Source organism: Microvirga brassicacearum (assembly GCF_008757455.1).
Lineage (GTDB): Bacteria > Pseudomonadota > Alphaproteobacteria > Rhizobiales > Beijerinckiaceae > Microvirga > Microvirga brassicacearum.
Genome location: NZ_VCMV01000013.1, coordinates 272,859 through 287,299, shown reverse-complemented (window position 1 = coordinate 287,299; position 14,441 = coordinate 272,859). Strand labels below are relative to the sequence as shown.

Here is a 14,441-nt window from a genome sequence, read left to right as displayed (position 1 = left end):
GGATCAACCCCGTCCAATGAAAGGCATTCTGGTTGCCATGACGGTAATATTCTGAACGTTCGCCGAGAGAGGCAGCCCGGCCATGTACACCACGGCGTCCGCCACGTGCTTGGGATCAATCGTCGGTTCTGTGGCGATCGATCCGTCAGCCTGCAACACACCGGTCGCCATTTTGGAGGTCATGTCGGTCGCGGCGTTGCCGATGTCGATCTGGCCGCAGGCAATATCGTAGGCTCTGCCATCCAACGCGGTGGATTTGGTCAATCCCGAGATGGCATGCTTCGTGGCGGTGTAGGGAGCCGAATTCGGGCGGGGCGTGTAGGCCGAGACCGACCCATTGTTGATGATCCGCCCGCCACGTGGATCCTGAGTTTTCATCCATCGAAATGCTTCCTGGGTGCAAAGAAAGGCGCCGGTCAGATTAGTGTCGACCACCGTTCGCCATTGATCCCAGGTGATGTCCTCGAGCGGCACCGGCGGAATATTGGTGCCGGCATTGTTCACCAGAAGGTCAAGCCTGCCAAAAGCTTCCTTCGCCTTGGAGAAGAGTGCAGCCACGGATGAAACATCGGTGATGTCGGTCGGAACGGAAAGGGTCGAGCCCCCCGGCGTCGCTATCTCGCGCTCCACCGCTTCGAGTGCATCCTTCCGACGCCCTGCCAGAACGACCGTAAACCCCGCTTGTACAAGAGCTCTGGAAATCGCTTTGCCGACGCCGGACCCCGCCCCTGTGATGACGGCAATCCTGGATTGTTGCACCATATCTCTCCCCGTTCAAACCGTTGTCGTTTTCAGCGCGTCCTGCGGTGATCAATAGGTTGCCCGGCCACCCGAAATATCGAACACGCCGCCCGTCGTGAACGAACATTCGTCGCTGGCGAGCCAACAGATGAGAGACGTCACTTCGTCGATCGTCCCAAAGCGTCCCATCGGGATTTTCGACAGCATGAAATCGATATGGGCCTGGCTCATCTGATCAAAAATCGGCGTGCGCACCGCGGCCGGCGTCACGCAATTGACGGTGATGCCCTTTGCGGCCAATTCCTTGCCGAGCGACTTCGTGAGGCCGATCACCGCAGCCTTCGAGGCGCTGTAGGCTGACGCATTTGGATTGCCTTCCTTGCCAGCCACTGACGCCACATTGACGATCCGCCCATAGCCGCCCGCCAGCATCGAGGGGACGATCGCGCGGTTGCAATAGAACAGACCGTTGAGATTGACGTCGATGACTTGGCGCCACGCGTCAACCGGGTATTCCCAGGCGGTAGTGTTCGGGCCGGTAATGCCGGCGCTCGCAACAAGGACATCGATATTGCCGCCCAAAGCCGAAATGGCATCCTTGCACGCCCGGTTAACGGCTTCAGGGTCCGTAATGTCAAGGCGGGCGGCCACAAGATTCGGCCCGATCCTCTGCCGTGCCGCGGCGAGCGCGTCCTCATTCATGTCCCAGATGACAACTCGCGCGCCCTCTGCTGCAAGTCGAGCGCTGACACCTAGTCCGATGCCGGAGGCGCCTCCCGTGACGACGGCTCGCCGTCCTTCAAATCGCTTGTTGTTGCTCATGCCAGTTCCTTTCCGGGGTTCAAATCAGGCGGCAAACGCGCCGCCGAGCTCGTCCTCGATATGAATGCGGATGACGTCGTCGAAATTCTCCTCCGCCTGGAAACCGAGGCTTTTGGCACGACGGGAATCGAACCGTCGGGGCCAACCCTCCACGATCTTCATGATCGTGGAGTCAGGCTCACGTCGGATACGCGCGACGACTCGATCCCCCGCGATGCGGCGCAGCGCGTCGATCTGCTCGGCGACCGTGACCGACACCCCCGGCATGGTGAGGTTGCGCCGGGCGTCGAGCTTCGCACCGTCGAGGGTCGCGGCATGGATGAGGAAATCCACTGCGGAACGAGGGGACGCGTGAGTGTGCCGCACGTCGTCCGGAACCGGCAACACGGCTTCCTCCCCACTCAGCGGCTCGCGAATGATGCTGGAGAAGAAGCCGGAGGCAGCCATGTTGGGTTTGCCCGGGCGCACGCAGATGGTGGGGAGCCTGATGCCGATCCCGTCAAAAAACCCCCGGCGCGTGTAGTCCGCCAGAAGCAATTCGCCGATCGCTTTTTGCGTGCCGTAACTGGTGAGCGGGGTCAGGAAAAATTCGTCGCCAATCGCCTCCGGAAAGGGCGCTCCGAAGACCGCGATGGAGGACGTGAAGACGAGGCGCGGTCGATAGCCGTCGCCAACGGCGCGAATAGCGTCGAAGAGGCGACGAGTGCCGTCGAGATTGATGCGACTTCCCTTGTCGAAATCTGCCTCGGCCTCGCCGGAAACCACCGCCGCAAGGTGAAAGATCACGTCGGGACGGCTCGCAACAAGCTTCTCGGCCTCCCCGCCGGCAGAAAAATCCGAGGCCAACGTTTCGACGGCGAACGGGGAAAGTTGCGGTGCCAGTGGTTGGGCGATGTCGTGCAGGATCGCGCGCGAAATTTCGCGTCCTCCAAGATTTCCCGCTTCGACCAACCGTTGGATGAGCTTGCGGCCGACCATGCCTGCTGCTCCGAGTATCAGGATTTTCATCACGCGATTCCCCTGCGTTCGGCGTACTCTGACCGTTGGCTTTTGCCTTGGCAACGACATGCGCCAATATCGACGAAAGTATAAAGACGTCAAACTTTGCTTGCTGACTCGGTTGGGCGCGGTGCAGGCTTTGATTTCGTCACCAGGGGCCGAGATCATTTGCGGCATGCCTCTGCCCTGAACGCTTGATCTTGGCCCGATACTTCTAGAATAATGTCGTGCGGTCACCGCGCCAAGCTCGCATCAGACGAGCGATTGAACAAACGGGGGTTGGAGGAAGCGCATGCCGCAATGCCGTCCGATGGAAGCCACGTGCCGTTCGCCGACCGGTCCGGAAGGATCACGAGGGACCGGGATTTCCCTTGAGCCTATCAGTCACATTTTCGCAGATCCGGTGTCTCATGGCATCCGTTGAAATCCGGGACGTGACGAAGGCTTATGGGGCGACGCAGGTCATCCACGGAGTGTCGGTCGATATCGAGGATGGCGAGTTCGTCATTCTGGTCGGTCCCTCGGGCTGCGGCAAGTCAACCCTGCTGCGAATGGTGGCCGGGCTTGAGAACATCACCGGCGGCGAGATCCGTATCGGCCCCCGGGTAGTCAACAACCTGCCGCCCAAAGAGCGCGATATCGCGATGGTGTTCCAAAACTACGCGCTTTATCCGCACATGACGGTGGCCGACAACATGGCCTTCTCGCTCAAGCTGAAGAACGCTCCCAAGAGCGAAATTTCAACCAAGGTCAACCGCGCCGCCGAGATTCTCGGCCTGACCCCGCTTCTCGCGCGCTACCCACGCCAGCTCTCCGGCGGCCAACGCCAGCGGGTTGCCATGGGCCGCGCCATCGTGCGCGACCCGCAAGTCTTCCTGTTCGACGAGCCGCTTTCCAACCTTGACGCCAAGTTGCGCGTCTCCATGCGGGGCGAAATCAAGGCTCTGCACCAGCGCCTTGCGACCACGACCGTGTATGTCACCCACGATCAGATCGAGGCCATGACCATGGCGGACAAGATCGTGGTCATGCATGACGGCATCGTCGAGCAGATAGGCGCGCCGCTCGAGCTCTACGACCGGCCGATCAACCTATTCGTGGCGGGCTTCATCGGTTCCCCCGCGATGAACATACTGGAGGGACGCATTGAGGCAGGCGGCTTCGCGGTGGGCGACCTGCTGCTACCGATCGGCGACGCGCCGGCTGCCGCGGTCGGACGACCGGCCTATTACGGGATCCGACCGGAGCATTTCAAGCTGACCGGAGAAGGTGGGCTGCCTATCGAGGTGATCGTCACTGAACCCACCGGTTCCGAAACCCAAGTGGTGGCAAAGGCTGGCGGGCGGGAAATCATCTGCGTATTTCGCGAGCGCATCACCGCACGGCCGGGAGAGACGATCCACGTAATCCCCGACCCCGCCCTCGTGCACCTCTTCGACAAGGAGACTGGGCACCGGTTGAATTGAGCTCAAGCGCGCGGTCCAACCGGGATGACTGCGCCGCTCTTCATAGATCCCGGGTTTGCGGAGGAATCGACGATGACCCTGTCTAGACGTGATCTGCTGATCGGGACTGCCGGCATTGCCGCCGGAGCTCAGCTTCTTGGAGCTTCGCCGGCTCTCGCACAGGCTGCGGCACCAAGCTACAAACCAGAAGCCGGCGCTACCCTGCGCGTGCTGCGCTGGACTCCCTTCGTGAAGGGGGATGAGGATTCCTGGCTCGCCAACACCAAGAAATTCACCGAGGCGACCGGTGTCGAAGTGCGTGTCGACAAGGAAAGCTGGGAGGACATCCGCCCCAAAGCGGCCGTGGCGGCGAATGTGGGCGCCGGGCCGGATGTCATGCTGGTCTGGTTCGACGATCCGTTCCAGTATCCCGACAAGCTTCTCGACGTGACCGACATCGCGACGAGCTTCGCCAGCCGCTACGGCGGGTATTATCCGGGCCTTGAGGGTTATGCCAAGAAAGACGACAAGTTCATCGCCCTGCCGCTCGCGGCGATCGGCAACGGCATCCTCTATCGCGAGAGCCTGCTCCAGCAAGCTGGCTTCTCAAAATTCCCAGAGAAGACGGACGAGTTCCTGGAGATGTGCAAGGTGCTCAAAGCCAAGAGCAAGCCCGCGGGCTTCGCGATGGGCAAGGCCGTGGGCGACGGCAACAACTTCGCGCATTGGATCGTCTGGAGCCATGGCGGGAAAATGGTGGACGAGAGCGGCAAGGTCGTCATCAATTCTCCTGAGACGATCAAGGCACTCCAATATGCGCGCGAGCTCTACCAGACCTTTATTCCGGGCACCGAGAGCTGGCTCGACATCAACAACAACCGCGTGTTCCTGTCTGGCGACATCTCGGTCACGGCGAATGGGGTATCCCTCTATTACTCGGCCAAGAACGACCCGAAGATGGCCGACATCGCGAAGGATATCCGCTCGACCGTCTTGCCGACGGGGCCGGTCGGCCAGCCCGTGGAATTGCACCAGACGACCTCGGCCGTCATCTTCCGCTATTCCAAGTTCCCGAATGCAGCTCGAGCTTATCTGCAGTTCATGCTCGACAAGCCGCAGATGGACGCCTGGATTTCCGGCTCGAGTGCCTATTGCTGCCCGCCATTGAAGGGGATGATCGACAATCCTATCTGGTCCGCGGATCCGGTGAACGAGCCCTACAAACGTGCATCTTCCACACTTCGACCGAACGGCTATGCCGGACCGCTCGGCTATGCCTCGGCGGCAACGATGGCCGATTACGTGATGGTCGACATGGTGGCGGAAGCGGCCTCCGGACAGCGCACGCCTGAGGAAGCCGCAAAGCGCGCGGAGCAAAGGGCGAACCGTTACTACCGCGTCTGAGCCATTCGGGGCGGCACGCGAGCGCCGCCCTGAATCTCGCCCAAAGGAGGAGGCTCCCATGACCGAAACAACCCTCGCTCGTGCGGATGCGCTTTCTGCCCAGCCATCACCATCGTTGATGCAAAGCAAGGGCATGATCGGCCTGCTCTTCATGCTGCCGGCAGCCATCTTTCTCCTTGCCTTTCTCACCTATCCGCTCGGCCTCGGGGTCTGGCTCGGATTTACCGACACCAGGATCGGCCGCACAGGCGTGTTTGTGGGCTTGGAGAATTATCAATCGCTTTGGGATGACAGCCTGTTCTGGCTCTCCGTGTTCAACACCATCCTCTACACCGTCGCCGCATCGGTGCTCAAATTCGCCCTTGGCCTGTGGCTCGCGCTTCTTCTCAACGAGCACTTGCCGTTCAAAGCCTTCATTCGGGCGATCGTGCTTCTGCCGTGGGTAGTGCCGACGGTGCTCTCCGCCATCGCGTTCTGGTGGATCTACGACGCGCAGTTCTCGATCATCTCCTGGACGCTCATAAAGCTCGGCGTGATCCAGACGCCCATCAACTTCCTGGGGGACACGACCAACGCTCGCATCACGGTGATTCTCACCAATGTGTGGCGAGGCATTCCCTTCGTGGCCATCACATTGCTGGCAGGCCTGCAGACGATCTCGCCTTCGCTGCACGAAGCGGCCACTCTCGACGGCGCGACTTCGTGGCAGCGCTTCCGTTTCATCACGCTTCCCATGCTGTCGCCGCTGATCGCGGTAGTCATGACGTTTTCGGTGTTGTTCACCTTCACGGATTTCCAACTCATCTATGTGCTGACCCGGGGTGGGCCGCTGAATGCCACCCATCTCATGGCAACCCTGAGCTTTCAGCGAGCCATTCCGGGCGGGCAGCTTGCGGAAGGCGCCGCGATCGCGATCGCCATGGTGCCGTTCCTGCTGGCCGCAATTCTGTTCAGCTATTTCGGGTTGCAGCGCCGCCGCTGGCAACAGGGAGGGACGGACGAATGACCTCCACAGTCAAGCCACTGGGTCACACGGTCGCCGACGAGAGTGTCGGCATGAGCTATCTGAATCAGGCGCCACGCCGACTTGTGACCATTTATCTGCCTCTCTTGGTCTTTGTGTTCGTTCTCCTGTTCCCATTCTACTGGATGACGATTACAGCGCTGAAACCCAATCACGAACTCACCAACTTCAGTGACTTCAATCCGCTTTGGCCCGACAGTCCGACGCTCCAGCACATTCGATACCTTCTGTTTGAGACCTCGTACCCAAGTTGGCTACTCAACACGATGCTGGTGTCCATAGGGTCGACGATCATCTCGCTTGTGGCATCCATTCTTGCAGCCTACGCCATCGAGCGCGTTCGGTTCGCCGGTTCGCGCTGGACCGGGCTGGCGATCTTCCTCGCCTATCTGGTTCCTCCTTCGATCCTCTTCATCCCGCTCGCGGTGTTGATTTTCAAGTTCGGGATCTACGACACCAAGCTGGCGCTGATATTCACCTATCCGACGTTCCTCATCCCATTCTGCACTTGGTTGCTAATGGGGTATTTCCGGTCAATCCCATACGAGTTGGAGGAATGCGCGCTCGTCGACGGGGCATCCAGATGGCAGATCCTCACCCGGATCATGCTTCCGCTATCGATCCCCGGCCTCATCTCGGCTGGCATCTTCGCCTTCACCCTTTCCTGGAACGAGTTCATCTATGCTCTCACCTTCATCCAGTCGTCTGAGAACAAGACTGTTCCCGTCGGCGTGCTGACGGAGTTGGTGCGCGGCGACGTTTACGAATGGGGAGCGTTGATGGCGGGTGCTCTCCTGGGCTCGCTGCCGGTCGTGCTGCTCTACTCGTTCTTCGTTGACTACTACGTGTCGTCGATGACGGGTGCGGTGAAGGAATAGCTGGCGGATCGATCCCGACGGAATACGTCGGAGTTTTTTGATCAGATCGATTGACTAAGGATCTGTGGGGTCCTTGCGTATGACTGCTGTCACGGCAATCGCTTCGCATGTTGCAATTCGGCCGGTTCGGGTTTGATCCGTTCGGCCAGCCGGGCGTAAAAAGCACGAACCATCGGAAAGTATTGCTCGGCCAACCTAAGGCACTCCGCATAGCGTGCTCGGGCAATGGCAGGATTATTCATGTTTGCGATGAGCTCGGAGTGGCAATCCCTCAAGGCGATGAATTCCGGACTGCACGCTGTTTCTGCATCCCCGACCAGAACGAACAACCGTTCCTTTTCTTGCTTGCCGCGCAAGTCGAGAGCGCCCGCTTCGAGATAGGCGCATTCGCGCGCCGCTAGAGTGACGCTCTCAGCTACAACGGCGTCGACTGCCAGCGACTTCGCCTGTCCCTCGATGCGGGAAGCCACGTTCACCGTATCCCCGACCACCGAGTAATTGAACCGGCTTTCCGAGCCCATATTGCCTACGAGCGCTTGTCCGATATTGATTCCTATGCCGATGGCAACGTCCGGAAGGAAGTCTGATCGACTCCGAAAGCGAAATGCGTCGCTCTCATTGAGCTCTCGAAGCGTGCTGCGCATCCGCAACGCCGCCCGACACGCGCGGGAAGCATGGTCGGAGACGATGATTGGCGCGTTCCAAAACGCCATGATCGAATCGCCGATATACTTGTCGATCGTCCCACCCTCGGTGAGAATGTCCGCGCTCAGCCGTCCGAACAAGACATTTAGGAACTCTACGACTTCGGTCGGAGACAGCTTCTCGCTAAGGGTTGTGAAGCTTCGGATATCGACGAAAAGAATCGTCATCTGGCGCTCGTCTCCTCCGAGCCTGAGGCTCGCGGGATTTTTTTCTATCTCGTCGAGATACGATTGCGCGATATATCGGGAAAATGCCCGGCGTACGAACCGCCTGTCGCGATCCGAGACGAAGTAGCGGAACGAGATCATCGCCACATAGAGAAGAAGACCAGCTGCGCAAGAAAATGTCGGGTCGAGCAGAACGCCGCCCTGGCTGAACGCGATCCACGCTCCGAGATAAGTCACCGCGGCCATCGCTCCGCCATAGGCGAGCGCGGTGATCGGCGCGCACAAAACAGCGACGAGTGTCGTCAGGCCCGCGAGCAACAGCAACCATGCCCATTCAAGAGGATCTGCCCAATCAGGACGCACCAGATGATCGCCGCTGAGGATCTGCTCGAGCGCCTGCGCGTGGACAAGGACACCCGGAACCGTCTCGCCGAGCGGTGTGACCCGATGATCATAAAGCCCGGTTGCCGAAGTTCCGATCAACACCACATGACCTGCGATCATTTCTTGCAGGTCGGACGTTTCATCACCCGACAACAATCTCGCCGCTGAAATGACCCTCGCGGCTACCTCGTGACCAAACCTGATCCGCAATTCGCCCGAGGAGGTTGTCGGCACATCGAACTGTCCGATTCTGATGCCCGTGACCGCGAATGGCGCCGCGTCCCTGCTGTGGACGAGCAGGGTCGATTCCGTCTGCATCACACGAAGAAGTTCGATGACAAGACTCGGATAGATACGTTCGCCGCCATTCCAGAGCAGCGGGATCTGACGGACTATCCCGTGAGTATCGAGTGGGCTTACGGTGATCGCGCCGACGCCTTTCGCCGCGCGATCGAATTCCGGCAGGTTAAGGGTCGCGGCTGCAAATGAGGGAAGCGCGGCCCGCGGATCCTTTCCTGTAAAGGCCAATCCTGCCTTCAAAGGGGGCCGGCGGCCGTCTGCTCCGGGAATGGCCGCGAAACCAAGAACAACCGGCTTGCCTTGTATCGATTCTGCAAAAGACCGGTCGTAGTCCGGAACGCGCGAGGCGATGTCTCGAGGACCGGTTGCGCCGAAGGCTACCTGCAGATCCGGCTGCTTCACCAGCAGCGAAGGCGACAGCCGGTCGGGTTCCGGAAACACGATGTCGAAGCCGATCGCGGACGCACCGAGTTCGCCCAGCCGGTCGACCAAGCGGGAGAGCGTATTGCGTGGCCAAGGCCACTGGCCGATCTTCGCAAGAGACGCCTCATCAATGTCGATGACGCGGACGGGAACAGCCCGGTAGGGCCGAGGAAGAGCGCGCTGGAACGCATCAAAAGCCAGCTCACGCACGAGTCTCAGGTCGTATGGATCTGCGATGCGCAGGGCCGCGCACAGCAGGACGAGACTCAACCCAAGTATCAGCGCGATGCTCTGCGCCCGAGTGAGCGCGCGAAGCGTGGACTGCTTACCGAGCAGCCGCACTGCCCAGCTCATCGACTGTTGTCTCCCCTTTCTCCGTTTCTTTCATCAGCGCCCCAACTGTCTCGCGACACATCTTGTTGACTGTGTCCGCCGTCTTTCCCCCCGCGTCGTCCGCCATCCCGCGAACCTCGATCGCCGCGATGATCGTGTCCGCCCCGATCGCGGCCATCGTTCCGGTTTCCCCATCCATCTCCACCACGGCCGCCACCATGGAAACCGCCGTGACCGTCTTTCCCCCCTTTGTCACCCTTCCCATGTCCACGGTTATTCAGGCTTCGACTTGGCTCTGGCGGGCTTGGTGTGGTGTCGATGCGGGAAGGCTGAGCGGGCGCTGCCGGGGCCACCGGGTCCGGCCTCGAAGGCTGCGCCGGAGGCGCTGGATCAGGACGGGAAGGAGGAGCCGAAGGGGGATTCGGCGTCGGGGCCGGCGGCGCGGACGCAGATGGACCGGCCGGGTCCTTCGCGTCTGGTCCTGGATTCGCAGCGGCGATGTTTCCGCACGTGCGCACATCCGTCCTGAATTCCGGCCTCAGACTGGCGTTTCGCGCAAGAATATAAGGAAAGTTGGCACGGAGCCTCGTGTTGCGCTCCTCCCGATCAAGCAGGGAGCGCATCGGACCGGACGAAGGAATGGAAATCGCGTTGCAGGATCCGCGCACCATCGTGCAGTTCCCGGAGCGGTCGCAGACCTGCGCCTGACCTTTGAAGAGAACAAATTCCGTACCGCCATCCGGCAACACGGCGAAGTCGAATTCCGTTCCTCGAACACCGATGGTCGCGGTCGGGGTGCGGATCGCATAGGCAGGTTTTGGGCTCGAGCCGCTGATGAACCGGAAGGTTCCGCGCAGGGCGCTGACGACGAAACTGCTCATCGTCTTGCGATTGCGCATGACGGAACTGTCGATCAGCAGAGATGAGGCCGGCCCCACGACGAGGCGTGTGCTGTCGATGAAATCGATTTGCGCCTCGCCGCTGGCGCCCGTCTGGATCCTGTCTCCCATATAGACAGGTTGCTGAAGCGCGAGGGGTTGTCGACCCGCGGATCGGAGTGCAGAGGCGTCGGGGATGACACCCACAGCTCGACCAGAGGGCTGTTGCGCAAGCGCGGGGCCCCAGAAATCGACATGGAGGAATAGAAACGAAAAGGCGGTCACCCATACGCTAAAACGACGAGGCATCTGTGCCTCCAGTCCGGTCAGGGGTTTCGACCCGGACGATACGCTTTGCAAAGCTCCTCGGCAACGAATGTGCCCCGGAAGAGTGGTTTAGCGCCGCTTATCCAGAATAGTGCTTGCTCGAAAGGGGTACGACTGATCGCTTCGCACCAACGGGTTCCCCGCGTACCATTCAAAGGATCACGTGGTCCGCTTTGCGTTTCGCGCCGTCGCTGCCAGACATAGGATTTCAAACAGCATCTGCGCTCCGGCTTGAGCTGTGTTCGTGGTCGCATCGTATTGCGGCGCGACCTCGACCACGTCGCCCCCGATAACATTCAGCCCCGCAAGGCCGCGGAGAATTTCGAGAACCTCGCGTGGCATCAATCCGCCGATCTCGGGCGTCCCCGTTCCGGGAGCAAAGGCCGGATCAAGACTGTCGATATCGAACGAAACGTAGACCGGCCCGTCTCCGACAACCTCTCGTGCCCTCTGGATAATTGCCGCAATGCCAAGCTTCGCCACTTCGTCGGCGTGGATCACCGTCATGCCAGAGACGTAGGAGAACTCCCAGAGATATTCAGCGCCGCCACGAATGCCGATTTGGATGGTGCGCTCCGCGTCGAGCACTCCATCGAGGACGGCCTGACGGAAAGGCCCGCCATGGTGAAATTTCGAGCCTTCATATTCGCCGGCCGTATCACAATGTGCATCGATATGGATCATTCCCACCGGCCTGTCGCGTCCGACCGCACGCAAGATTGCGCGGGTCATGGAGTGATCACCGCCGACAGCCAGCGGAACGACCCCTGCGCCAACCACCTTGGAAAAAAAATCCTCGATGTCTTCATGGCAACTTTCAAGGCTGAACCTGCTTCGAAACGGCACGTCGCCGATATCGGCGACCTTGCACTCGGCCATGGGCGTCATCCGCAGAACGTGTTCGTAAGGCCCGATCCGTTCGATCCCTCGCACTGCACGCGGTCCGAGCCGCGCGCCCGCCCGGTTCGTCACGCCGAGGTCCATGGGAACACCGATCAGCGCAATGTCGATGCCGCCCAGATCTGCCGACTCCATGGCTGTGGGATGGAAGGGCGCATCAAGGAATGTTGCGGGATCAGCAAAGGGCCACTTTCTCCGGTCGCTGCCCGAAAACTGCAAGCTGGCGGCCTTGCGAAAATCCGCGTCGTCGATATCGGCACCGCTCGCATTGCGGTAGCGCGCGCGAAGCGCCTCCAGTTTTACCGGGTCCATCGAAGCGTTCTCCTGTTTTTCTTGTGGCGCTCTCGCCTGAATTCGGCTGGCTTATTCTGCCGCCTGGCAGTCGCGTTCACAACGTTCGTAATGCGCTGCAATTTCCTGCCCGGTGGCGAGCCAGACATCGTCATAGCGGCGCACATAGGTCAGAAATTCGTCCAGGATCCGATACCGCATCGGCCGCCCGGTCACTTGCGGGTGCATGATCATCGTCGTGACACCGCCCCATTCCCGCATCTGATCGAACTCGTCGCGCCAGATCGAAAGGACCTCCTCACGTCCGAACAGCGCGCGGGAGCCCGAGCGATGCGTCATCCCGAAGTTCCAATCGTCGAAACTGTAATTGACCGGAATTTCAATCGGTCCAGGTCCATTGGGAAGAACGTGCCGATAAGGCCTGATGTCATCGCGCCAAGAGCTTGAATATTGAATGCCTCGATCGGTCAGCAGTTGCAGCAATCCGGTCGAGCTTTCGCCGGAGGGAGCGCGGTATCCTTTCGGTTTGACGCCAAGGACGCGCATCATTGCGTCAAACCCGCGATCGACCTCCTCTACCATCACATCCTCCTGCCCTGGCTCCGGTCGCAGGTGGAGATACCCGTGGTGCGCGACCTCGTGTCCGTGTGCAAGAATCGCCTCGCACATAGCGGGATGGGCCATAATCGTCCAGCCGGTGATGAAGAACGTCGCTTTGACTTCGTGGCGCGCAAGCAGCTTGAGGATCTTCGGAACGCCGACGCGGGCTTCATAGCCACCATAGGACATCGTCACCAAGCGATCGACATTCCGTTGATCCATGCCGATCCATACGGATTCCGCATCGACATCGAAGCCCGGAAAAAGAACGCAGCGAGCACCGCCCGGCCAAGGAAAGGACGGAGCGGGCGGTGCGGGATTTGCTGGATGCGGTTCACGATCGAACATGATGGTCTCTTTTCGAAATTGGCTTATCTCAGTTCAAAACCGCAGGGCGCGACCTTTTGGCTGACAACGCTTCGCCGAGCCAGCGCATATCCGTATCGCCCCACAGTTGCAGCACGCCGGTCACAAGTCGTTCCGTTTGCACTCCGTCGAGAGATAAGCCGGCAAGGCTACGGATCTTTGCGAAATAGAGTTCATCAGAAATTGGGTTAGCGGGAGATCCCAGAGGCGCCGTGACCCTTGTCTCGTGACTACGCCCATCTCTCATCATGACACGCACATAGGGTTCATCGGTGGCTGCGATCCTCGGATCGACGGCGAGCGTAATCTTTTCCATTGCCGCATGCAGGGCAGGATCCTGCCGACGTTCCGCCCGATAGGCGGCAAGATCCGCACGACCGGTCACAAGGCGCGCCGCAAGTGCATAAGGAAGACTCATCTGTGCAAAAGGCAGCGTCGAGATATCGCGCCCGCCGCACATGTCGAACAGGAACTGACTCAATCGAATATCGATTCGCTCGACTTGCTCCAGTCCGACGGCGTTACCATCGATCAACTCGCCCAACGCATCTATGGCCGAATGCGTGCCCCGGCAGGAAGCGTAAGGCTTCAAGGACACGCGTTCGAGGCGCCATTGTCCACCAAGACCCACCGTAAGCGCCTCGGGGTTCGCGGATTGGGGAGCGAACGTGGAAAGAAACCCGCCCCAGCGGTCCTCGAACACGGTTGAAGGCCCCGTGATGCCCGCGCGCGCGAGCATCGCGGCAAAAAGGCCACCCTCCGCCGCACGACCCGCGTGGATGCGTTTGGTCTGGCTGCCGTCGTGGATGAATCCCCAGAGCCCACCGCTGAAACTCGCCGCATGCCCGAGCGCGTGTGCCACCTCCGCCGCATCAAGCTGAAGAATTCGCGCCGCCGCTGATGCGGCGCCGAATGTGCCGCACGTGGCCGTCGAATGCCAGCCGGCTTGGTTATGCGGCTCATATCCGCCGCACGCTTCAAGAACGCGGCGGGCGACTTCGTAGCCCAACACCACCGCGAGAAGGAATTCCGAACCGGAGACCGGCCGGTCAACCAGCGCCACGGCTGCGAGCGCGGCGGGGAGGACGACGGCGCCGGAATGGTCGCAACCCCCGGTATCGTCGAGTTCGAACGCATGGCACGCTATGCCGTTTATGAGGGCTGCCGAACGGGGGGCGAGCGCGTGAGCGGTGCCCCAGACGGCGACGCTCCCACTCTGCTCCGTCGTGAGGGCAAGATCGAGGCAGGCCTGTGCTTCTTGAGACGCGGCGCCCGCAACGCCGCACGCCAAGGTGTCAAGCGTATGCCGAGCCACCTTCTGCCGGATCAGTTCGGGCAGATCGGTAGGTCTGGCAGAGGTTACAAAGCGCGCAACCGCCGCCACTCCCGTCGTCTCAACATTATCAGCCATGACTAGACTCTTCCGAGGTGCAATCTGGAGGCGGGCCAGCGCT

Annotated in this window: 12 protein-coding genes and 1 pseudogene; 4 read left to right on the top strand and 9 right to left on the bottom strand. The window is 60.5% G+C overall.

The window, feature by feature from the left end:
- Positions 1 to 3 precede the first annotated feature (3 nt).
- Genes FEZ63_RS08880 through denD form a run of 3 tightly spaced genes read right to left on the bottom strand, consistent with a single transcriptional unit; the run spans position 4 to position 2,571 of the window.
- Positions 4 to 762: an SDR family oxidoreductase gene (locus FEZ63_RS08880; RefSeq protein WP_150943438.1), complete on the bottom strand. Its 759-nt coding sequence runs from the start codon at positions 760 to 762 to the stop codon at positions 4 to 6.
- A gap of 48 nt (positions 763 to 810) precedes the next feature.
- Complete coding sequence (locus tag FEZ63_RS08875) at positions 811 to 1,563, bottom strand: SDR family NAD(P)-dependent oxidoreductase (RefSeq protein WP_150943436.1); 753 nt, start codon at positions 1,561 to 1,563, stop codon at positions 811 to 813.
- Between the two features lie 24 nt (positions 1,564 to 1,587).
- Positions 1,588 to 2,571: a D-erythronate dehydrogenase gene (gene denD, locus FEZ63_RS08870; protein ID WP_150943435.1), complete on the bottom strand. Its 984-nt coding sequence runs from the start codon at positions 2,569 to 2,571 to the stop codon at positions 1,588 to 1,590.
- 401 nt (positions 2,572 to 2,972) lie between these two features.
- On the opposite strand from denD, the gene FEZ63_RS08865 reads away from it, so the two are divergent.
- The 4 genes from FEZ63_RS08865 (at position 2,973) to FEZ63_RS08850 (ending at position 7,313) form a co-directional block, all read left to right on the top strand.
- Positions 2,973 to 4,028 (top strand): ABC transporter ATP-binding protein, encoded by a 1,056-nt coding sequence (locus tag FEZ63_RS08865; protein WP_150943433.1) that lies wholly within the window; start codon positions 2,973 to 2,975, stop codon positions 4,026 to 4,028.
- A 72-nt stretch (positions 4,029 to 4,100) separates the two neighbouring features.
- Complete coding sequence (locus FEZ63_RS08860; protein ID WP_150943431.1) at positions 4,101 to 5,411, top strand: ABC transporter substrate-binding protein; 1,311 nt, start codon at positions 4,101 to 4,103, stop codon at positions 5,409 to 5,411.
- A 58-nt stretch (positions 5,412 to 5,469) separates the two neighbouring features.
- Entirely contained in the window at positions 5,470 to 6,417 is a 948-nt protein-coding gene (locus FEZ63_RS08855) for a carbohydrate ABC transporter permease (RefSeq protein WP_150943429.1), read from the top strand.
- The gene (locus FEZ63_RS08850) at positions 6,414 to 7,313 is read left to right on the top strand and encodes a carbohydrate ABC transporter permease (RefSeq protein ID WP_150943427.1); all 900 of its coding nucleotides are present in this window, start codon (positions 6,414 to 6,416) and stop codon (positions 7,311 to 7,313) included. The genes FEZ63_RS08855 and FEZ63_RS08850 overlap by 4 nt, the downstream gene beginning before the upstream one ends.
- A gap of 89 nt (positions 7,314 to 7,402) precedes the next feature.
- Here FEZ63_RS08850 and FEZ63_RS08845 read toward each other — a convergent pair whose 3' ends face one another.
- From FEZ63_RS08845 to FEZ63_RS08825, 6 genes and pseudogenes are all read right to left on the bottom strand, one after another.
- Entirely contained in the window at positions 7,403 to 9,646 is a 2,244-nt protein-coding gene (locus tag FEZ63_RS08845) for a CHASE2 domain-containing protein (RefSeq protein ID WP_150943425.1), read from the bottom strand.
- On the bottom strand, positions 9,618 to 9,881 hold the full coding sequence (locus tag FEZ63_RS25590) for a hypothetical protein (protein WP_244622713.1): 264 nt from the start codon (positions 9,879 to 9,881) through the stop codon (positions 9,618 to 9,620). The genes FEZ63_RS08845 and FEZ63_RS25590 overlap by 29 nt, the downstream gene beginning before the upstream one ends.
- A gap of 505 nt (positions 9,882 to 10,386) precedes the next feature.
- Positions 10,387 to 10,635 (bottom strand): annotated as a pseudogene (locus FEZ63_RS26195) (FecR domain-containing protein); the annotation flags it as partial.
- Positions 10,636 to 10,989: 354 nt separating this feature from the next.
- Positions 10,990 to 12,042, bottom strand: a complete 1,053-nt coding sequence (speB, locus tag FEZ63_RS08835) for an agmatinase (RefSeq protein WP_150943420.1) — start codon at positions 12,040 to 12,042, stop codon at positions 10,990 to 10,992.
- 51 nt (positions 12,043 to 12,093) lie between these two features.
- Positions 12,094 to 12,972: a polysaccharide deacetylase family protein gene (locus FEZ63_RS08830; RefSeq protein ID WP_201274142.1), complete on the bottom strand. Its 879-nt coding sequence runs from the start codon at positions 12,970 to 12,972 to the stop codon at positions 12,094 to 12,096.
- 25 nt (positions 12,973 to 12,997) lie between these two features.
- On the bottom strand, positions 12,998 to 14,398 hold the full coding sequence (locus FEZ63_RS08825; protein WP_150943417.1) for an MmgE/PrpD family protein: 1,401 nt from the start codon (positions 14,396 to 14,398) through the stop codon (positions 12,998 to 13,000).
- Positions 14,399 to 14,441 lie beyond the last annotated feature (43 nt).